Below are 21,851 nucleotides of genomic sequence, written 5' to 3'. Positions count from 1 at the left end.
CTTCTGCGCAGCCGGATTCGTTCCCTTCCTGAAAAACCAAAATCCACGCCATGAAAACCAGCCTCACCAAACAAATCAGTCTGCTTGCCGCTTTCCTGCTGCTCGCCCTGCACCCGGCCTTCGCCCAAGTCACCCTCACCGGAACGAATTATTTCGAGGACTTCGATGATCTCGCAAATGGATTGCCAGCTAATTGGAGCATTTATAAAGGTGACATTTCCCCCACCTCTTTAGGCGACTTGGCGCCGCCCTTCACGAATTCCGCCACAAGCTGGTCTGCCACTACGGGTGCGTTTGCCAACTATGCTTCCACCACGGACGGGAATGGAACCACCTTTACCGGCACGGAAAGCACCGCAATTCAAAAAGCCGCGGTCAATCGCGCCTTGGGCGTCCGCGAAACGGCGGCTTTCGGAGATGGCAGTGGAAGCAGTCTGGGCGTGGCTATGGCCGTCGAAATCCATGACACCATCGGTCTGGGCAACTTCGTGCTGGATGTGGATTGTTTGAATCTGAGTCCGCAGGGCCGCACAATGCTTTGGGCGATTGAATATGGTTTTGGTGATACACCCAACAGCTTTGTCCAGGTCACCAACTTTTTGGTTCTCAGCACGACCTCGGGCGGCGTCTTTGGCGCCATGCACAAAACCATCACATTTTCCAATGTGCTCGACAACCAGCCCGGCCCCGTTTGGATTCGTTTTGTTACGGACACCAACACCATCAGCGGCAGCGGCAGCCGTCCTACCTTCGGCATAGACAATTTTAATCTCCAATATTCGGCGGTTGCCGTCACCGTCAATCCCGTGGTCATCACCAGCCAGCCCGTAAGTTCGACCAATGGTGCAGGCTCTTCCGTCACTTTCACGGTCGGCGAATCCGGAACCAGTCCCATCATGAACCAATGGTTCCAAGTCAAGGATGGCGTCACTAATCAACTCTTTGACGGCGGCTCTCCCAGCGGCGACGGCGCGCAAATTTCAGGTTCGAGTGGTCCGAGTCTCACGATCAGCGGCCTCCTTGGCTATGAATCCGCCACTTACTTCGCGGTCGCGGGAAATTCTTTGACGACCGCGACGAACAGCGCCTCAGCCACGCTCGTCGTCGTTGACCCTTTCATCTCCGCCCAACCGTCGGACAATACCAACCTTACCGGTGACCTCGATGAATTCTTCGCCACCATGATCGGCACATCGCCCTTTGAATTGACTTGGTATCACGGAACCAATGTCATCCTCGACGTCGTCACCAACAGTTTCTTGAATACAAATTCCATTCCCATCTTCGTGACCAATTCCGCCGCGAACTCCGGAAATTATTACGTCGTCGTCTCGAACATGTTTGGCGTCACCACCAGCCTCGTCGCCACCGCGACCGTGCCCGTCACGCCTTCCACCGTCATCACGCGCTGGGATTTTGACGACACCGGCGATTACACGCCCACTGCTCCGCTCGCCGCCGTCGGCACCGGCACAGGTTCCACCGTCGGCGGCCCGACGATCACTAATTACACATTCGCAAACGGTTCGTTCGCCGATCCGAATCTCGGCACCGGCAACTTCGCGTGGGAACTCGAGAATTATCCTCCGCAAGGCACCAGCAATAAAATGGTCGGCTTCCAATTCAACACCAGCACCGTCGGCTACCAGGATATTTTCCTCGCCTGGCAGGAGCGTCACAGTGCCACCGCCAGTTCCTACATGCGTTTACAGTACAGCACCAACGGCACGGATTTCATTGACGGCGATGTCATCCGCCAAACGCTCGTGCAATACAATTACGCTTCGAGCGATCTGTCGTCGAAACCCGGCGTGGCGAATAATCCCAACTTCGCCTTCCGCATCGTCGCTGAATTTGAAAGCACCGCCATCGGCACGACGAATAATAATTATGTCGCGACCACTTCTACCTCAACTTACGGCCCCGGCACCGGCGGCGGAACCGTGCGTATTGATATGATGACCGTGCTCGGCGATGCTGCCGGCTCCGTCCCTATCCCGCTCGCCATCCAGTCCAGCGGCACGAACATCGTTCTCAGTTGGTCCGACTCGGCGTTCCAACTCGAATCCGCGCCCGCCGCGACCGGCCCTTGGTCTGCGCCGCTCTCCGTGACCAGTCCGTACACGAACGCCACCACCGGCACGCAGCAATACTTCCGTCTCGTGAAGTAACCGCATTTAAAATTATCAACCGCAAAGGGACGGCGCGAGCCGTCCCTTTTTCTTTCCCACGGACCGCGGGTCTGCGACCCGCAGCAAGGTGAATAGGGTCAAGCCGCTAACGGCTCAGCCTATGGTTGTATTGCATCCAGGACCAGCAGCCTTGGTGATTTTCAACTGATCGTCAAATCGTAATCGGCAATCTTCGTGGAAGTTGCTGCGGGTCGCAGACCCGCGGCCCATCAGGACGCGAATTGAAACCCCCAAAAATATTGCCGCCTTGCGCGAACCCGATACCCTGTCGCCATGAAATCTACCTCCGCCCGCGCTGGTTTTCTTGCCGGCGGCAACTGGATCATGGACCAGGTCAAGATCATTGACGTCTATCCGCGGCGCGAACAACTTGCCAATATCCGTTCTCAATCCCAGGGAACCGGTGGCGCGCCCTACAATGTCCTCCGCGATCTCGCGCGCCTCGGCGTTTCCTTTCCGCTCGCCGCCGCCGGGTTGGTTGGCAACGATACCCTTGGCCGCGAGATTCTTGCCGATTGCCGCCGCCACAAAATTGACACGCGCCAGCTTCGCGTCACTCCGCGCGCGCCGACTTCCTACACCGATGTCATGACCGAAGCCACCGGTGGTCATCGCACCTTTTTTCACGCGCGTGGCGCGAATGCGCTTTGGGACGGCGCCGATCTCAATTTCAAAAAATCCCGCGCGAAGATTTTTCACCTTGGCTATTTGCTGTTGCTCGACGCGCTCGACCAGCCCGACAAAATTTTCGGCACCCGCGCCGCGCGCCTGCTCGCCGCCGCGCAAGCCGCCGGTCTCAAGACCTGCGTGGATGCCGTCAGTGAGGACAGCAGCCGCTTCGCACAAATCGTCCGCCCCGCACTGAAGCATGTGGACTATTGCATCCTCAATGAAATCGAGGCCGGCAAGACCACCGGTTTTCAAATTCGCCTGCCCGACGGCCGCCTGGACACCACCGCGCTCCGCCACGCAACCGGCGCATTGCTGCAATGCGGCGTGCGCGAAATTGTAGTCGTGCATTTTCCCGAAGGCGGTTTCGCGCGCACCCGCAATGGCGAGGATTTTTGGCAATCGTCCTTGAAGCTGCCCGCCAAATGCATCGCGGGCACGGCTGGCGCGGGCGATGCCTTTTGCTCCGGCGTTCTGTTCGGCTTGCACGAAGGCTGGGACATCCCGCGCTGCCTCAAGACCGCCGTGTGCGTGGCCGCCGCCTCACTCTCGCATGCCACCTGCACTGAAGGCGTGAAATCATTGAACTCATGTCTCGCGCTTGGGAAAAAATATGGCTTTCGCCCGCGGCTCGAACCGGTGGAATAAATTTTTCGTCAGATTATCTCTCCCTACTGTCTCGTCCTGCATTGTCCGTGTCTCGTTAAAGCCTTTTAGCGCGGGGACATTTTCCGATTCGGATTTGGCATGTGTCGGCCTCTGTGATTCAGATTATCCGCCGTTGGCCCGCGTGGTGTCAGTATCTATCTGACACGCTGTCAGCATTGCCGTACGATTTACTTCCTCACTTTCACTTTTGCTCTCCGCAAGCTCAGGCTGCAAACCAAATAATTCCGCAGAAAATTTGCGGAATGTGTCCAAGGAGTTTTCGTTTCGCACATTATTGAAAACCAGCTACTTCCAATCGCGCATAAATTTTTGTGCATCTGCAAAATCATTCGTTTTGTTATAAGCCTCGCCGACCCATGCCAATTTTTTCATGCAGACTATCGTGTTCGCAGTTTAAAGAAATTTTTTCTGTTCTCATTTGCGCCCGCCTTACACATCGCAAATTTTGGAATTCGCGTTGCTTGAGTGCCGGGCATGTTAGAAATTGCTCGACACTCGATTAGGAAGACCGCTTCGTGGTTTCAATTTTTGTGGCTGCTCGCGGCCTTGGTCATCGTCACGCCGGCGCGCGGTGCTCAGGACATCAGCCTGGCGTGGGATGCCAGCACGGACACGAACGTGATGGGTTACGCGATTTATTACAGCACCAATAGTGGCGACTGGAATGCGCGCTTCGATTGCGGCTCGAATATCCTGGCCACTTTCTCCTCGCTGAACATGGGAACGACCTATTATTTCGTCGTCGTGGCCTATGATTCCTCCGCGATGGAAAGCCTGCCTTCCGACGAAGTTTCTTTTACCGTTCCGACCAACACCACGCCCGCGCTTGATCCCATCTTCAATCAAACCGTGACCGTGGGCCAAACTCTCACCATCACCAACACTTCCACCGTTACGCCCGGCGCTTCGACCAACTTGACTTACACGCTCGTGTCCGGTCCGGCGGGAATGGAACTGAACCCCACGAACGGCGTGTTGACCTGGGCGCCTTCCTCCGCACAGGCGGGGAGCGTGAATATGGCGACCGTGCTCGTCAGCGACGACAGCGTTCCGCCGTTGACTTCCTGGCGGACGTTCACCGTGACCGTGGCTGACATGGTGCAACTCAAAGTGGATTCCACCGTCGTGGGCATGGGCCAAACCAGCACGGCGAACGTCACCGTGTCTTCCACCAGCCCGGCAACCAATTTAAGCTTCACCCTGGACGCCCCGGCTGGTTGGGTCGCGAACCTTTCCGTCCAATCTTTATTTCCGCAAAACGTCGCCGTCACCCAGAACCCGCCCGGCGCGGCGCACTCCGTCATCACCGTGCAAACGACTGATGGCTCCACGCTGCCGAACGGTCAACCTCTGGTGCAACTATCCATTACCGCCGTCGCCAATCAAACCACAGCCGCGACCATGCTCTACGCTTCCGCCATCACCACTTCACTGGCAGACGGGCAAACTCCCTTGGTTCCCAATGCCGCGTCCTCGCTGATTTTCGTCGGCTCCAGTTCCCTCCTTCAACTCCAGGTTATTAGCGGTCAACCGAGTCTGACTCTTTACGGCCAGCCGGGAAATTATCAGATTCAGTCCACCACCGATCTGACCTCCGGCAACTGGACGAATGAATCTTCCACCACCCTGACCGGTCTTTCGCAAACGATTCCGAGCACGAATTCCTCCGGCGTCACCGCCAAGTTCTTCCGTGCAAGCATCTCGCAATAAGTAGCTTGCGTTCAACGCAAGCTATTTTCATTCCGTAGGATGGCCGCTGACACAAAAATCAGCGGCCAAGGCATTCATGTTCTGCCGCATTCTGACGATTTCAAGATGGGAATACATGGATCGCAGGGCAAAAAGGCTGGATTAGGCGGGCGGGTCGAATTGTTTCGGCCTGTCCAGCCTTTTTGCGGGGTCCGGACCGAATGAATATAGTTTTAAAAAATAGTCTGGGTGCGCTGGCGCTGCTGGCGTGCCTTGCCGCCGAGGTTGTTCGCGCGGAAGACGCGGGTTCGAAGTCCTTTTCGGACGCCGCCGATCTTTCGCTCGAACAGCTTGTCAATATCCACGTCACGTCGGTGGCCAAAAAGGAAACCGAACTCAGCCAGTCTCCCGCCGCGATTTTTGTCATCACGCCTGAAGATATTGACCGTTCGGGAGTCACGAGTTTGCCCGATGCCCTCCGCCTCGTCCCCGGAATGGACGTCGCCCAAATCAATTCCAGCGATTGGGCCATCAGTTCACGCGGCTTCAACAGCCAGTTCGCCAACAAGCTCCTCGTCATGGTGGACGGCCGTTCGATTTACGATCCGGCTTTCGGCGGCGTGCTGTGGGAAATGCAAGATCTCGTGCTCGAGGATCTCGACCAGATCGAAGTCATTCGCGGTCCCGGCTCGACGCTTTGGGGCGCGAACGCCGTCAATGGCGTCGTCAACATCAACACAAAAAGTTCTAAAGATACTCAGGGTCTGCTCGTCACCACCAGCGGCGGCAATGTGGAGCAGCCCTCCACCAGCATCCGTTACGGCGGACAGTTCACCACGAATCTTTTCTATCGCGTCTATCTACAATACGCGAATGACGACGGCTTCACCGACACGGCGGGCAACAACACGCCCGACGCGCGCAATATTTTTCACGGCGGCGCGCGCATGGATTGGGAACCCGCCACGGGCGATATCGTCACGTTGCAAGGTGATTATTTTCGCGCGGATCTGGGCGGCCTTGCCCAGTTGCCCGCGCTGACACCGCCTTATGTCAATCAGTTCAACGGCGTGAATTTCAAGACTGGCGATAATGTCCTCGCCCGCTGGACGCATGATTTTTCTGAAACGTCACAGCTCACCTTGCAGGCGTACTACGATCATTCCGCCGACAGCGATGCCGACAGCAAAGATTTTCTCGATACCTACGACCTCGATTTGCATCATCATTTCACGCTGGGCGAACGCCAGGACATCGTCTGGGGCGCTGGCCTCCGCTACACTGTCGAAAATGCCCCGCCATCTTTCGGCCTGACGTTCACACCGCAACGCGATTACGATCACATTTTCAACACCTTCGTTCAGGACGATATTTCCATCGTCAAAGACCGCTTTCACGTCATCCTCGGCTCGAAGTTTGAGGACGTGACTCAAACTGGTTTCGAAGTCGAACCCAGCGGACGCCTGCTCTGGACGCCCACCGAAAAGCAAACCGTCTGGGGCGCGGTTTCGCGTTCCGTTCGCACGCCCGCACGGATTGATCAGGACGCGCGTTATAATTTTGCCGTCGTTCCGCCTTCTCCCGCCGTCCCGCTGCCGACGCTGGTCAGTATCCTCGGCGACACTGATTTTCATTCCGAGGAATTATACGCTTACGAACTCGGTTACCGCGTGCAACCCGTTCAGCAATTATCTTTTGATCTCTCTACATTTTATAACGTCTATCACGATCTGAATATTAACACGCCCAGCACGCCGTTTTTTGAAGGCGCTCCTGTGCCGCATGAAGTCCTGCCCGAACTGACTTCCAACGGCGGTTCCGCTGATACTTACGGCGCGGAATTGTCCGCCCAATGGCGCGTCAGCGATAACTTTAAATTGCAAGGCAGCTATTCCTATCTGCACATGCACCTGTCCCCCAGCGACGCCACCGCCGGAGACAGTCCGCAAAATCAATTTCAGCTCCACGCCTTCCTGAACGTCACGCGCGAAATCGAATTGAACGCCTCACTCTATTACGTGGACAAACTTCCCGACCTTAATATTCCCGCTTACACGCGCGGCGATCTCGGCATCACTTGGCGTCCCAACCAGCGCTGGGAATTCTCCATCTGGGGCCAGAATCTTTTTGATGCCAACCACGCCGAGTTCAGCAGCACGCGCACGCCCGTGATTACGGAAATCCCGCGCACGTTTTACGGCAAAATCACTTTCCGTTTCTAGCGAACATGAATCACACTCGCACCAACCGCCCGGCCGGGAGACTCGCGTGTCCCGCGTGGCGCGGTGTCGTCGCGTGGTTTGCCGGCACGGGTTCGCGGCGGCGCTGGATGATTCAGCTTCTCCTGTTGCTCAGCTTGTTTTTCCAATGCAGCACGATCACCGAGGCCGAAACCGGCGCGCTCACCGAGTACCAGGTCAAGGCGCTCTTTCTGCTGAATTTCAGCAAATACATTGACTGGCCCGCCGAGGCGTTTGCCCAGCCCGATTCGCCCATCGTCATCAGCATCCTTGGCGAAAATAAATTTGGCGATGACCTCGAGCACGCGCTTGCCGGCAAGACGGTGAACGACCGCAAAATTGTCATCCGCCCCATCACCAGCGATTCTGATTGGGCCAAGTGCCACATCCTGTTTATCAGCGCGTCCGAAAAGCGCCGCACCCCGGACGTTCTTGTGCGCGTCCGCAGCCTGCCCGTCCTGACCGTGGGCGAGACGGAACAATTCGCGCAACAGGGCGGCATCATTAATTTCACCAAACGCGATGGAAAAGTGCGCCTCGAAATTGATTTGCACGCCGCCCAGCAGGCGCGCCTTCAAATCAGTTCCCGGCTGCTCAGCGTCGCCGACGTCGTGCGGGGGAAACCATAATGAAACTCCTCCGCCAGGCCTCCATTCAGCGCAAGCAGATGTTGATCATCATGCTTACGACGACTGTCGCGCTGCTGCTCGCGTGCGCGGCGTTCGTCACGTATGAGATTTTCACTTTTCGCGCCGCGATGGTCCGCAACCTTCAGACGATGGCGGAAATCATTGGTGATAATTCCGCCGCCACGCTCGATTTCAACGACCCCAAAGCCGCCGAGGAAACCCTCGCCGCGTTGAAAAAAGAACCCAGCATGGTTGGCGCTTGCCTTTACTTGAAGGACGGCGAAATCTTTGCCACGTTTGACCGCGCAGGCGATGACGGCGTTTTCACGCCGCCCAAACTTCCCGGGCAAGGTTATTCCTTTAGCGGCAATCTGCTCACCCTGTTCGCGCCCATCCATTACAAGGGCGACAACATCGGCATGGTTTGTCTCGTGTCCGACACGCACGCCCTCTATGCGCGCCTCGAGCGTTACGCGGTGATCGTCTCGCTGGTTTTTCTCGTCACCCTTTCCACGGCGTTCCTGCTTTCCGGCCGCCTTCAGCGTCTTATCTCCGGGCCGATCCTGCAACTCGTCGAAACCGCCAGCGCCGTCGCGCGCGACAAAAATTATTCCCTGCGCGCCGTGAAGTTCAGCGAGGACGAACTCGGCGTGCTCGTGAACGCCTTCAACGGCATGCTCGAGCAAATCGAAAAACACGACCAGGTTCTGCAAGCCGCCCACGAAAATCTCGAACAACGCGTTGCCGAGCGCACCAAGGAATTGGCCGCCTCCATTTCCGTCCTCAATGCCACGCTGAACGGAACCGCGGACGGCATCATCGTCACCGACCGCCAGGGAAATGTTTGCAGCTATAATAAAAAATTCCTGGATATGTGGCGCCTACCCCATGACCAGATTGTTTTGGGCACGGATACCATTATCCCGCTCGCCTCGAACCAGATGAAGGATCGTTCCGGTTTTTTGGCGCGCGTTCATGAGCTTTACGGCAATCCCGACGTGGAGAGCCACGACATTCTTGAGTTCAAGGATGGCCGTACGTTTGAGCGCGATTCCCAGCCGCAATGTCTCAACGGCGAAAGTATCGGCCGCGTGTGGTGCTTCCGCGACATCACGGAACGCCGCCGCGCCGAGGCCGAACTGGTTTCGACCCATCGCCAGCTTATTGACACTTCCCGCCAGGCGGGCATGGCGGAAGTCGCCACCAGCGTCCTTCACAACGTCGGCAACGTCCTCAACAGCGTGAATGTTTCCAACGCCGTCGTCTCGGAAAAGATCCGCAACTCGCGCGTCATCAATTTGTCCAAGGTCGCCGCGATGATCTATGAGCACAAGCATGACCTCGCCGCGTTCTTCACCAATGATCCCAAGGGCAAACAGTTACCGGGTTATTTGTGCGACCTCGCCGTCCATCTCAAGGACGAGCAGCAGGAGATCATCCACGAACTCGGTTCTCTCTCGACCAACATCGAGCACATCAAGGAAATCGTTTCCATGCAGCAAGGTTACGCGCGCGTTTCGGGCACTTCGGAAACCCTGAATGTCATGGACCTCGTCGAGGACGCCGTGCGCATGAACGCCGGCGCCATCGAACGCCACGAAGTCACGCTCGTCCGCGAATATGGCGATCCTGTCATGGCGACGGTGGACAAGCACAAGGTCCTGCAAATTCTCGTCAACCTGATCCGCAACGCGAAATACGCGCTCGACGAAGGCCACCCCGATAAAAAATTGATGACCCTGCGCGTCAAGGCCAACGGTGATGACCAGATCAAGATTTCCGTCGTGGACAACGGCGTCGGCATCCCCGCGCGCAATCTCACGCGCATTTTCAACCACGGTTTCACCACGCGCAAGGAAGGCCACGGTTTTGGCTTGCACAGCGGCGCGCTCGCCGCCCGCGAACTCGGCGGTTCCCTGACCGTCCATAGTGACGGCCCGGGCCGCGGCGCTTCCTTCACTCTCGAATTTCCCCGGCAACCTGTACGCGAACAAAAATTATGACCAACTCATTGACCGAAACCAACCATCGCATTCTCGTGATTGATGACAATCGCGCGATCCACGATGACTTTCGCAAAATCCTTTCTTCGAGCGCGCAAGCGACCACGGGCCTGGAAGATGCCGAAGCCGCTTTGTTCGACGAACCCACTCGCGCCGTGAAGCGGACGAATTTCGAACTCGATTCCGCCTACCAGGGCCAGGAAGGCCTCGCGCTCGCCGAGCAGGCCGTCAAAGAGGGCCGCCCTTACGCCGTCGCCTTCGTGGATGTGCGCATGCCGCCCGGCTGGGATGGCGTGGAGACCGCCGCCAAACTTTGGGAAGCCTGTCCCGATTTGCAAATCGTGATCTGCACCGCGTATTCGGATTATTCGTGGGACGACATGTCCGCGCGGCTGAATCATTCGGACCAACTATTGATTCTCAAGAAACCGTTTGACTCCGTCGAAGTGTTGCAACTCGCCAATGCGCTCACCAAAAAATGGGGTCTGCATCAACAGGCGCGGCTGAAACTCGACACGCTTGAAAAACTCGTGCAGGAGCGCACCCAGGTTTTGCAATCCACCAACGCCGCGCTGGAATCGGAAATGACTGCGCGCCAGCTGGTCACTGAAAACCTGCGCCAGAGCGAAGAGCGTTATCAGTTGCTCTTCAGCAAAAATCCGCTGCCCATGTGGGTGCAGGACGGGCAGACCCGGGCCATTCTCGCCGTCAACGAAACCGCCATTCAGGAATATGGTTTCACTCTCGCCGATTTCCTCGCGATGAACGCCCAGCAGCTTTGTGTTCCGGTGGACGCGCTCGGCTCGTCGTTCCAGGCGGGCACGGCGCCGGAAGTTTCCGCCTCCGCTCCCACGCGCCATCGTCGCCGCGACGGTTCAGTGATGGACGTCGAAATCATTTCCCGCCCCATCGTGTTTGACGGACACCCCGCGCAGTTGGTTCTCGCGAACAACGTGACCGAAAAGAAAAAGCTCGAGGCGCAATTCCTCCGCTCGCAGCGCATGGAAGGCATCGGCACGCTCGCCACCGGCATGGCGCACGATCTCAACAACATTCTCGCGCCGATTCTCATGTCGGCCGGCTTGCTGCGCGGCGAGACCGAGCCCGCCGAGCGCGAACTGGCCGCCGACCGCATCGAGTCCTCCGTCAAACGCGGCGCGGAAATCATCCAGCAGGTCCTGACCTTCGGCCGCGGCGTCAGCGGCGAACGCGTGGCCGTGAATCCAGGCGAAGTTCTCCGCGAATTGTCCCGCATCATCGGCCAGACTTTTTCCAAGGACCTCGCGATCGGCGTGGAAGCTCCCGCCAATCTCTGGCCGCTCATCGGCGACAAAACTCAGATCCATCAAATCCTCCTGAATCTCTGCATCAATTCGCGCGACGCCATGCCCAACGGCGGCAAGCTCACCTTGCGCGCGGATAATTTCATCATGGACGAGGCGTTCGCCGCCAATCATGCGCCAATTCCTCCCGGGCCCTACGTTCGCCTCGAAGTCACGGACACCGGCGAAGGCATTCCCGCCGCCAACCTCACCAAGATCTTCGACCCGTTTTTCACGACGAAGGAATTTGGCAAAGGCACCGGCCTTGGATTGTCCACCGTCCTGGGCATCGTCAAGAGCCATCACGGCATCATCACCGTTTCCAGTGAAGTCGGGCGCGGCTCGACGTTCACCGTTTACCTGCCCGCTTCCCCCGCCGTCGCGCGCAAGAGCATGGCCTCCGGCGCGCACGAACTTCCGCGCGGCAAGGGCCAGACGATTCTGCTCGTGGATGACGAGACCAATATCGTGTCCGCCACCCGCTCGATGCTCGAGCAGCACGGTTACAAAGTTTGCGCCGCCAACCAGGGCCGCGAAGCCATCAACGTCTTTACGAAAAATGAACGCCCCGTTGATCTCGTCGTGACCGATATCATGATGCCCGGCATGGACGGCATCGCGCTCGTGCAGGCGTTGAGAGGCATTGACCCGCGCGTGAAAATCATCGCCTCCAGCGGCCTCGGCAAAGATCTCGCCGGCAGCCCGCGCGCGCGCGAGTTGGAATCGCTCGGCATCAAGGCGTTCCTGGCCAAGCCTTACACCGCGGAAAAATTGCTCACCGCGCTTCACGAATTGCTCGACGTGCAAAAACCCGCCGCGATGGAGTTGATGCATGCCTGATTCAACCAAAATCAATCCATCCGCTTCACCGGTGCGCGCGGGAAATTTTTCCACGATTGTCCTGGCCGTGATCTGGCTCGCGCTGGCGCTGGGCGGGACCTGGATTTTAATGGCTTATGCCAACACGCCCAGCGCTCCGGGCGAACCGCCCGCCATCTGGCCCAAAAGCAGCGCCCTGCAACCGCCCACCAACGGCCACCCCGCGCTGGTCATGTTCGTGCATCCGCATTGCCCGTGCTCGCGCGCGACCATCGGCGAACTTGGCCTGCTCATGGCGCATTGCCAGGGCCGCGTCCGCGCCGACGTATATTTTCTTCGCCCCGCCGCCATGTCTGAGGAGTGGGTCAACACCGATCTCTGGCGGGATGCCTCGCACATTCCGGGCGTCACGGTGCATCGCGACGACGACGGCCGCGAGGCGCATATTTTTGGTTCAGAAACGTCCGGCGATACACGGCTCTATTCGCCCGCCGGCGAACTCCTTTTTAACGGCGGCATCACCAGCGCGCGCGGGCACTCGGGCGATAATGCCGGCCGCGATGCCATTGAAGCGCTGTTGTCCGGCCAATTAATTTCGCAAAAGCAGATTCAAACCCGTGTCTTCGGCTGCTCGCTTTTTGAATGTTCAGCCACCACTAACCAATGAACCCAATGACCCCATTACGTGATTTGAAAGTCAACGCTCTTACCCGGCGCGCCGATGAATTATTCGCCGAGCAACAGGAACGGACCTGCCACCGCACCGACTTGATGTTCGCCAAGCTGATGCTTTTTCAATGGATCCTGGGTATTGTCCTGGCTCTTTGCATCTCGCCGAAAACCTGGATTGGCGCGCAGAGCACGACGCACCTCCACGTTTGGGCGGCGATTTTCATCGGTGGCATCATCTGTGGCTTCCCCGCGTGGATCGCCATGAGATACCCGAGCCGTCCCCTGACCCGCCACATACTCGCCGTTGGGCAAATGCTCATGTCCGCGCTGCTCATTCATCTGACCGGTGGCCGCATTGAAACTCACTTTCACGTTTTCGGCTCGCTGGCGTTCCTCGCGTTTTATCGCGATTGGAAAGTGCTCCTGACCGCGACGGTCGTCGTGGCGCTGGACCATTTCGTGCGCGGCACTTTCTGGCCACAATCCATTTTTGGTGTTCTCACCAGCAGCCCGTGGCGCTGGACCGAGCACGCCGCCTGGGTGTTGTTCGAGGATTTTTTCCTCTACATCTCGATCCGCGAAAGTCTCGGCGAAAGTTTCCTCGTCGCCGAACGCCAGGCGCGTTTGGAAAGCCTCAATGAAAACATCGAAGGCGTCGTCCGCGACCGCACCCGCGAGCTTGAAAAAAGCCACCATCAACTTGTCAATGTTTCGCGCCGCGCCGGCATGGCGGAAGTCGCCACCAGCGTTTTGCATAATGTCGGCAATGTCCTCAATAGCATCAATGTCTCGGCGGGTATCATCTCCGAACTCGTGCGCCATTCCAAAGCCGCCAGCGTTGCCCGCGTCAGTGGGTTGCTCAAGGAACATACCAACGACCTCGGCGAATTCCTTTCCAACGATCCCAAGGGCCGCCAGATTCCCGCTTATCTCACCCAGCTTAGCCAGCATCTCGCCGACGAAAAAACCACCCTGCTTACGGAGCTGAGTCATCTCGCGAAAAATGTGGACCACGTCAAAGACATCGTGTCTACGCAGCAAAGTTACGCCAAGGTTTCCGGTGTCACGGAGACGCTCAAATGTTCGGACTTGATTGACGACGCCGTCCGCATGAACGCCAGCGCCCTCGCGCGCCACGATGTCCGTTTTGTCCGTGAGTACGCCGAACCGGCCCCGACCGTGCTGGGTGAAAAACACAAGGCTTTGCAAATCCTGGTGAACTTGATCCGCAACGCCAAGCAGGCCTGCGACGAGGCGGGCGTCCTCGACAAACAAATGACCATGCGCATCACCAACGGCAGCGGCAAGGTGCGCCTCAGCCTCACCGACAACGGCAACGGAATTTCCGCCGAGAACCTCACCCGGATTTTTAACCACGGTTTCACCACGAAAAAAGACGGCCACGGTTTCGGCCTGCACAGCAGCGCCCTCGCCGCGCGTGAAATGGGCGGCTCGCTCTCGGTCCACAGCGAAGGCCCGGGCCGCGGCGCGACGTTCGTTTTGGAATTGCCCGCCGCGCCGGTCAGCCCGGCCGTTCCCAGCGAAACTTCCGCTCCGGCTCCCGTATTGGCAAATCATTGATGCTCGCGAACCGGCGGCGCATATAGCCCGCCTCGTCGAACTCCCAATTCTCATTGCCATACGAGCGATACCACTGGCCCGCGTCATCGTGCCATTCATACTCGAACCGCACGGCGATGCGATTGTTCGTGAACGCCCACAACTCTTTTTTCAAACGATAATCCAGTTCGCGGTTCCATTTGCGGCGCAAAAATTCCACCACCTGCGCGCGGCCATTGATGAACTCCGCGCGATTGCGCCATTCGGTGTCCTCGGTGTAGGCGAGCGCCACGCGCTCGGGATCGCGGCTGTTCCAAGCGTCCTCGGCGGCCTGCACTTTTTGGCGGGCGGTGGCTTCGGTGAAGGGCGGCAACGGCGGCTTTGAATTCATTGCGTCATTCCTGGTTCAATTTGAGTTGCGCTTCCAGTTGGGCGATGTATTTCCGCATCGGTGCGATGGCGCTTTCGATTTGCTCGCGCGTGTAACGCGGCGTGATGTGCTGCGAACAATTCCAATCGAATGAAACCACGTCTATGAAAAAAATTCGCTCCACGATTTTCTCAACTTCCGGTTCCGCAAATTGATGGACGAGTTCCGGATGCCCGCGCGCATCTTCGACTCGCGCGTGTCCCAGAATCTTCAGTCGCGCACGCTGTGGGTAATCCATAAGAAACAGCGTCACCCGGTCGTTCACCGACAAATTGCCGGTGGAAAGCATCTGGCGGTTTCCGCGATAGTCCGCGAACGCGAGCGCGTTCGGATTGATCACTCGTAAAAATCCTGGCTTGCCGCCGCGATGTTGCATATACGGCCAGCCGGTTTCACTCACCGTCGCCATGTAAAAACTATCGCGCTCATGGATGAACGCGAGTTCGTCGTCCGTCAGTGTATCACGCTCAGGCGCGCCCTCCACGCGTTGCGCCTTGCCGTAATACTTCGTTTGGGCGAGACGCACCGAATCCGTGAAAGCTAATTCATGAAATTTTTCCGCCATAAAAATTTCGAGGTAAACTCGTAAATCATTTCCCGTCCGCGAAGGTGCGCTTACTTGTCGTGCTTGTCAAACGAGCCCGAACCAGTTCTCTCGCGGCATTCTGGATTTATCCAAAAATTCACCGTAAGGTGAGCGATGCTCCGCGACTAAGAGACAAGTCCGTCATCATGAAAATCAAACATGTCTGAACGCCTCGCCCAAATACGCCGACGCCAGCGCCTCGTGATCTGGTTCGCGTTAATTTTTATCGCTGCCGTTTTGGTTTTGCTTTCGCCCATCCGCAATCAGCTTCTGCGCTACGCCGTCTTGCATTCGGAAACTGTCAATGAGGACATAGCGAAATCTCTTATTCAACGCGATCATCATCCAGATATTTTGATCTCGCAACTTTGGCGCACGCGCAAAATTCCACAACGCCTCGCCGCGCTCGATTATTTAAAAACTGCTCCGAAGTCTCTCGTGCAATCCGAAACGCCGTTGATCAGCGAGGCCGCGCTTGATCCCGACGCCAATGCCCGCGAGCGCGCGCTCGGCTTGTTGCAATCTTCCAGGAGCCCGCGCCTCCTCGATTTCGCCCGCGCGCAATTAAGCGATGCCGATCCGCAAATCCGTCTGCTCGGTTTGAACTATCTTCGCGCCACGGAAAATAAGCAGATGATTCCCGTGTTGCTTCAGACTTTGAATGACCCTGATCCCACCGTTGCCGCAACTGCGGATTCCGTTTTGCGCCTCTGGACCGGCAACGACTTCGGGCTGCGCGTTCGCGACATCTTGAACGATCCCGCACTCGATCCTTCTGCAACGATTGAACCGGACAAACTCGCGGCGATTCGTACCGCCGCAAACAAATGGAATTCATGGTGGCACACTAATCAATCCAACAACACCGCCGCGCCACCGATTTCCATTTCATTACCTTCACGCGCTGAAGATCCACTCGCCGGTGATTTCACTTTGAAAAATCTCGCCGGCCAATCCGTTCGCCTCAGCGATTTCAAAAACAAAATCGTGCTGCTGAATTTCTGGACGACCTGGTGCACCGCCTGTCAGGAGGAAATTCCCAATCTCATCGCCTTGCAAAAAAATCATCCCAACGATCTCGTGATCGTCGCCATCAGTCTCGACGGCGTCGGCGCCGAAGACGATGACGACATCGAGTTCAAAAATGCCACCAACGACAGCCCGCCCAACGCCACAATCGCGCGCATTCACGCTACGATCGCGCGCATAGTCCAATCACGCGGCATTAATTACCCCATCCTCCTCGATCCCCACGGCGTCATCGGCGCGCGCTTCAACGGCTTCGAATTGCCGACAAATGTCTTGCTCGATTCAAACCGCGTTGTTCGCCGGCGCTTCATCGGCGCGCGTTCACTCGCGACTTTGGAAGCCATGCTTCGCGACGCCTCCTTCCCCGCTCAGCAAACCGCCGCCCTCACGACCCGTTGAAAAATCAATCCTGCCGTTCCGTCCGCAACCTCGTCTTTATCCGCTCGCGAGCTTCGTCAGAAAGTTTTTGCGAAGCCGCCTCGACTAAATGATCCGGCTGATCGTGCGCGGCATGACTTAGAAATCGCAACTGCTCGCCATAATCGCGACACCACTTACAAAGCAGCAGATGGAACCACAACCCAAACCGCCGCGACACCGGCAATCGCCCATCCAGCGCTTCCGACTGCAATTCCGCGGCCTTCCGGCACGACGGCAGCATCAGCGCGAGGATTTTTTTAACGGCGTCCATTTTCAGCATGCGGGTACAACACCGCATTTAATTTCGTCGCGCGGGCTTCACAATCCTTACATCCAATTTCATTTTATTTTTCGTGGGCAAACCAGTTCGTTTCCAGGCAGCGGCGCAACGACATCCGCGCGCGATGCAGCATCACCCACAGGTTGCTGTCGGAAATCTTGAGCAACGCACAAATCTCCTTGCTCGCCACGCCGTCCACCTCGCGCAAACTGAAAACCGCCGCCACATTTTTCGGCAGCTTATCGCAGCAATCGCGGTAGGTTTTCCAAAACCGCTCGTCATCCAGGCTCTGGCCCGGGTGCGCCCATTCCTGCGGCGCCGCGTCTCCGTTCCAGGCGCCCCGGATCGCGCCGTCGTTCACGAAACTCTCGCCTTCATCCTGCGAAAAAAATTCCAGATCAGTGAATGAAGTCTCGCGGCTCGCCTTGCGATAATAATCGTAAATTTTATTTTTAAGGATTCCCGCCAGCCAGCTTTTTTCCGCCGACCGGCCCGCGAAAGTTTTCCCGCCCTTCAACGCCGCCAGGAAAGTTTCCTGCACCGCGTCCTCCGCCTTCGTGGCGTCGCGCAACCGGATCAGCGCGAACTTGAACAAATAATCGCCATACGCTTCCACCCACCGCTCGGGGTCGGAGAGACCCGTTGACGGCTTGGTATCTATCGGCTTGTCCGGTTCGGTTGGTTGCACGTTGATTGCTTGCGTGTATATGTTGCGGAAGGGTTTAATCCGCAACTCACATTTGTCACATCCACCGAAGAAAGTGAAGGGAATAACAGCATCCTCTGTAGCCGCGGCTTATGACCGCCGAACCGTGCACAAAAATTCTCACGCCCGCCGAATCATCTTCGCCGCGCCCCAGCCGACCAAAACCAGCGCCGACAAAATGATCCAATTATAACTGCTCCCGTACGTGAACGGATAATGATTGCTGATCATGATGAACACGACCGGGATGACGATGAACGAATTATGTTTCGAGCGCCCTTTCGCGCGCGCGCCTTCGTTATAATCCGGTTCGCGGCCATCCTTCAGCGCGGCGACCATTCGCTTTTGCGCCGGCAAAATCACCATCCACACATTCGCCGCCATGATCGTCCCCATCATCGCCCCCAACTGCAAATATGCCGCTCGCGCCGCGAAGTAATGGCACGACACCCACGCCGTCGCCACGATCAGCAAATACGAAATGACAATCCCCACCGTCTCCTGCTTGCAAAATTTCCAAACCAAATCGTAAATCACCCAGCCGCCCAAGATCATTCCCACGCTCAGGATGATCGCCGCAAGGTTGCTAAGTTTCGGATCTTCAAATTCCTCCATCAACCCGCCGTGATAATACAGCATCACAAACAGGACGACTCCCGTGAGCCACGTGAACGCCGCCTCCCAGCGAAACCAGTGCAGCGTCTGCCCCATCATCGTCGGGCGCTTTTGTTTTTCGACGAGATAAAACCCCCCGCTGTGGACCATCCAGACGTATTTCTCCGGGTTCTCGCCCTTCGCCACTTTTTCCTCCAGCTCCACAAACCGCCCGTCGAGCCAGGTGAAATAATACGTCGCGCCCACCCACATGATGCCCGCGAAGACGTGCGCCCAGCGAAACGCCAGTTGCAGCCATTCGTTGAGATGAAGGTCCATTTAATTGTCAGAGCGTGCTGAACGCGGCGTCGAACACTTCGAGCATGAAATCCGCGTCCGCCTGCGTCACGCACATCGGCGGCGCGAAACGAATCACGCTGCCGTAGAGGCCGCCCTTGCCGACCAGCAAGCCCAGGTCTTTGCAGACTTCCACCACCTGCGCGCATTCCGATTTCGCCGGCTCTTTCGTCGTGCGATCTTTCACCAGTTCGATGCCCAGCATCAAACCCTTGCCGCGCACGTCGCCAATGATGTTGTATTTCGCCTTCAATTTTTCGAGCCCGGTGAGAATGTAATTGCCGATCTTCAAGGCGTTCGCCTGCAAATTTTCTTTTTCGATCACTTCGAGCACTGCCTTGCCCTGCGCGCAAACTACCGGGTTGCCGCCGAACGTATTGAAATGAATTCGCTTCGCCAGCACGCTCGCGATCTGCGGAGTCGTGACCACCGCCGCCAGCGGACAGCCGTTGCCGATGCCCTTCGCCATCGTGACGATGTCGGGAATCACGCCCTGCGTTTCGAATCCCCAGAAATGCGTGCCCGTGCGGCCAAAACCCGCTTGCACTTCATCGGCGATGCACACGCCACCCGCCGCGCGCACGTGCTCATAAGCATGTTTCAAATAACCGTCGGGAAACACCACCACGCCGCCCACGCCCTGGATGGATTCCGCGATGAAGCCCGCCACTTGTCCCGACGTGGCGAACTCAATCACCTGCTTAACATCCGCCGCGTATTTTTTTCCGGCATCGGGATCGTTGCGGCCCCACGCGCCGTGATACGGATCGGGCGTCAAGGTGTGATGCACGCCGAAGCTGTGCGGCACGTTAAATTTCCAGGTGTTGTGCGAGGTCACCGACATGCCCGAGGAATTGCCGCCGTGATACGAATTGCGCAGCGCGATCATGTCGTAATTGCCCGTGTAGGCGCGCGCCATCAGCAGCGCCAGGTCGTTCGCCTCGGAGCCGGAGTTGACGAAATACACCACCTTCAAATCACCCGGCATTTTCGACGCGAGCTTCTGCGCGTACTCGGAAATGTTCGGGTGCAAATAAATCGTCGTCGAATGCTGGAGCGTTTCATTTTGCTTGCGCACCGCTTCCACGACGTGCGGATGGCAATGCCCCACGCTGACGGTGACGATGCCGCCGAGGCCGTCCAGGTAACGCCGCCCTTTTTCATCGAACAAATATTGCGCCTTGCCTTCGACAAACATCACCGGCTTTTTGTAATAAAGAAAAAGCGCGGGACTCAAAAACTCTTTGCGCAAACGCAAAACTTCTTCGGACGACGGTCCGGTATAAGGCTTCGGTTGATAATCAAAAGCGGGCAATGTCGGTGTTTTCATAACTCGATAATATAAAAAGAAAGCTTACGCTCGCATGCGGTGGCAGGCAAGCCAAACGAATGCTTTTGTGGAAATAGAGATACGCATGCGTAGTATTAATTTTGCTGTGCCAATGAAGTTATTTTGCACCGGCAATTTTTCGCAACCCGATATAGAGTCCGAACGCCAACCCAAAACCCACAAACCACGCGTAACTGTACAGCGTCACAAAAAATTCCGGCGCGGGCCATGATGCCGGCCATGCTTTGATCGTGATCAGAAATCCCGGCAGGTTCGGCAAGATGCTGAGCAGGAGCGAAACCATCGCCACCCAGCTTATTCCGCTCGTATAAACATAAGCGCCTTCAGGATCGTACAAATCAGTAAGCGAAAGTTGCCGCCTCCGCAAAACGAAATAATCCGCAATCAGGATCCCGCCAATCGGGCCGAGCAACGCGCTATAACCCACCAGCCAGGTAAAAATATATCCCGAAGGATCGGCCACCAGTTTCCACGGCATGATGAGCACACCGATGATACCCGTTATAAACCCACCGGTGCGAAATGAAATGTTTCGCGGCGCCAGATGCGCAAAGTCATTCGCGGGACTCACGACGTTCGCCGCGATGTTGGTCGCGAGCGTGGCGATGCACAAGGCCAGCATCGCAATGATGAGCACCACCGGATTTTTGAAACGCGTGAGCACGTCCACCGGGTCCCAAATCGTCGTGCCGTATATAATAGTGGTCGCCGAAGTCACGGCCACGCCGATGAACGCATACAACGCCATCGTGAACGGCAAGCCAATCGTTTGCCCCAGCACTTGGTCGCGCTGCGAACGCGCATAACGCGAGAAGTCGGGGATGTTGAGCGAAAGCGTCGCCCAAAAGCCGATCATGCCCGTCAACGCCGGCACGAAGAATCCGAAGAATTGTCCCGCCTTCGGCTGCCCCGGCGCGAACACCGAGGGCTGCGAAAGAATCGGCCCGAAGCCGCCCGCGTAATGATACGCCCACGCAAGCAGCGCCAATCCCAGCACGATCAGGAGCGGCGCCTTGATGCTCAGCAGCACGCGAATGGAATCAATGCCCTTGTAGATGATGAGCATGTTGATCGCCCAAAAAAACATGAAGCAAACGAACTGCGCCGGCGTGATGCCGAATTCATTCGCCGCCGAGCCGCTCGCCAGCGCGGGCACGAAGATGCCGAGAATTTTATAAATCGCATTTCCACCGATCCACGTCTGGATGCCGAACCATCCGCACGCGACCAGCGCGCGCAACAGCGCCGGAACATTTGCGCCCTTCGTGCCAAATGCCGCGCGGCAAAAAACCGGAAACGGAATTCCGTAGCGTGTGCCCGCGTGCGCGTTGAGAATCATCGGTATGAGCACGATGACGTTCGCTAGAAAGATCGTGAGAATGGCTTGCGACCAATTCATGCCCTCGCCGATCAGCGACGACGCCAGCATGTAAGTCGGGATGCACGCCGCCATCGAAATCCACAGCGCGGCGAAATTCCACATGGACCATTTGCGCCGCTCAATCGGGACAGGTGCGAGGTCGGGGCTGTAAAGCGAGCTTTGTTCCAATGCCCCGATATCAGTGGGATTCATTCGTAGGTAAAACCGCGACGGCGCGGTCATTGGAAAAAGATGAACGCAGGAAACCCACGTA

The 21,851-nt window shown here is 57.2% G+C and carries 17 protein-coding genes; 10 read left to right on the top strand and 7 right to left on the bottom strand.

Going from position 1 to position 21,851, the window contains the following annotated elements; genetic code table 11:
* Positions 1 to 50: 50 nt before the first annotated feature.
* The 9 genes from VH413_05595 to VH413_05555 all read left to right on the top strand — a co-directional run bounded on the left by VH413_05595 (position 51) and on the right by VH413_05555 (position 14,485).
* Positions 51 to 2,171, top strand: a complete 2,121-nt coding sequence (locus tag VH413_05595; protein ID HEX3798157.1) for an immunoglobulin domain-containing protein — start codon at positions 51 to 53, stop codon at positions 2,169 to 2,171.
* A gap of 294 nt (positions 2,172 to 2,465) precedes the next feature.
* Positions 2,466 to 3,509 (top strand): carbohydrate kinase family protein, encoded by a 1,044-nt coding sequence (locus tag VH413_05590; GenBank protein HEX3798156.1) that lies wholly within the window; start codon positions 2,466 to 2,468, stop codon positions 3,507 to 3,509.
* A gap of 549 nt (positions 3,510 to 4,058) precedes the next feature.
* Positions 4,059 to 5,240, top strand: coding sequence for a fibronectin type III domain-containing protein (locus VH413_05585; GenBank protein HEX3798155.1), 1,182 nt, complete (start codon positions 4,059 to 4,061; stop codon positions 5,238 to 5,240).
* A 200-nt stretch (positions 5,241 to 5,440) separates the two neighbouring features.
* On the top strand, positions 5,441 to 7,441 hold the full coding sequence (locus VH413_05580; GenBank protein ID HEX3798154.1) for a TonB-dependent receptor: 2,001 nt from the start codon (positions 5,441 to 5,443) through the stop codon (positions 7,439 to 7,441).
* A 5-nt stretch (positions 7,442 to 7,446) separates the two neighbouring features.
* On the top strand, positions 7,447 to 8,088 hold the full coding sequence (locus VH413_05575) for a YfiR family protein (protein HEX3798153.1): 642 nt from the start codon (positions 7,447 to 7,449) through the stop codon (positions 8,086 to 8,088).
* Positions 8,088 to 10,091 carry a CHASE sensor domain-containing protein gene (locus tag VH413_05570; protein ID HEX3798152.1) on the top strand — a complete coding sequence of 668 codons (2,004 nt, stop codon included), beginning with the start codon at positions 8,088 to 8,090 and terminating at the stop codon, positions 10,089 to 10,091. The genes VH413_05575 and VH413_05570 overlap by 1 nt, the downstream gene beginning before the upstream one ends.
* Positions 10,088 to 12,253, top strand: a complete 2,166-nt coding sequence (locus VH413_05565; protein HEX3798151.1) for a response regulator — start codon at positions 10,088 to 10,090, stop codon at positions 12,251 to 12,253. The genes VH413_05570 and VH413_05565 overlap by 4 nt, the downstream gene beginning before the upstream one ends.
* Positions 12,246 to 12,899 carry a hypothetical protein gene (locus VH413_05560; GenBank protein ID HEX3798150.1) on the top strand — a complete coding sequence of 218 codons (654 nt, stop codon included), beginning with the start codon at positions 12,246 to 12,248 and terminating at the stop codon, positions 12,897 to 12,899. Before VH413_05565 ends, VH413_05560 begins: the two co-directional genes overlap by 8 nt.
* 5 nt (positions 12,900 to 12,904) lie before the next feature.
* Positions 12,905 to 14,485: an ATP-binding protein gene (locus tag VH413_05555; protein HEX3798149.1), complete on the top strand. Its 1,581-nt coding sequence runs from the start codon at positions 12,905 to 12,907 to the stop codon at positions 14,483 to 14,485.
* On the opposite strand, the gene VH413_05550 is transcribed toward VH413_05555, so the two are convergent.
* Both VH413_05550 and VH413_05545 read right to left on the bottom strand, forming a co-directional pair.
* On the bottom strand, positions 14,427 to 14,855 hold the full coding sequence (locus tag VH413_05550) for a nuclear transport factor 2 family protein (protein ID HEX3798148.1): 429 nt from the start codon (positions 14,853 to 14,855) through the stop codon (positions 14,427 to 14,429). The genes VH413_05555 and VH413_05550 overlap by 59 nt on opposite strands.
* Before the next feature lie 4 nt (positions 14,856 to 14,859).
* Positions 14,860 to 15,459, bottom strand: a complete 600-nt coding sequence (locus tag VH413_05545) for a pyridoxamine 5'-phosphate oxidase family protein (GenBank protein ID HEX3798147.1) — start codon at positions 15,457 to 15,459, stop codon at positions 14,860 to 14,862.
* Between the two features lie 180 nt (positions 15,460 to 15,639).
* Between VH413_05545 and VH413_05540 the strand changes: the two genes are divergently transcribed.
* A complete protein-coding gene (locus tag VH413_05540; protein ID HEX3798146.1) occupies positions 15,640 to 16,908 on the top strand; it encodes a redoxin domain-containing protein in 1,269 nt (422 codons plus the stop codon).
* A gap of 4 nt (positions 16,909 to 16,912) precedes the next feature.
* Here VH413_05540 and VH413_05535 read toward each other — a convergent pair whose 3' ends face one another.
* The 5 genes from VH413_05535 to VH413_05515 form a co-directional block, all read right to left on the bottom strand.
* Positions 16,913 to 17,200, bottom strand: a complete 288-nt coding sequence (locus VH413_05535; GenBank protein HEX3798145.1) for a hypothetical protein — start codon at positions 17,198 to 17,200, stop codon at positions 16,913 to 16,915.
* A 73-nt stretch (positions 17,201 to 17,273) separates the two neighbouring features.
* A complete protein-coding gene (locus VH413_05530; GenBank protein HEX3798144.1) occupies positions 17,274 to 17,897 on the bottom strand; it encodes a sigma-70 family RNA polymerase sigma factor in 624 nt (207 codons plus the stop codon).
* 138 nt (positions 17,898 to 18,035) lie between these two features.
* Positions 18,036 to 18,848, bottom strand: coding sequence for a urate hydroxylase PuuD (locus VH413_05525; protein ID HEX3798143.1), 813 nt, complete (start codon positions 18,846 to 18,848; stop codon positions 18,036 to 18,038).
* A gap of 7 nt (positions 18,849 to 18,855) precedes the next feature.
* Positions 18,856 to 20,196, bottom strand: coding sequence for an aminotransferase class III-fold pyridoxal phosphate-dependent enzyme (locus VH413_05520; protein HEX3798142.1), 1,341 nt, complete (start codon positions 20,194 to 20,196; stop codon positions 18,856 to 18,858).
* 118 nt (positions 20,197 to 20,314) lie between these two features.
* The gene (locus VH413_05515) at positions 20,315 to 21,790 is read right to left on the bottom strand and encodes an NCS1 family nucleobase:cation symporter-1 (protein ID HEX3798141.1); all 1,476 of its coding nucleotides are present in this window, start codon (positions 21,788 to 21,790) and stop codon (positions 20,315 to 20,317) included.
* Positions 21,791 to 21,851: the final 61 nt, after the last annotated feature.

This window comes from Verrucomicrobiia bacterium, from assembly GCA_036268055.1.
In the GTDB taxonomy this organism is placed as follows: domain Bacteria; phylum Verrucomicrobiota; class Verrucomicrobiia; order Limisphaerales; family Pedosphaeraceae; genus DATAUW01.
This window is presented reverse-complemented; position numbering and strand designations above follow the sequence as displayed.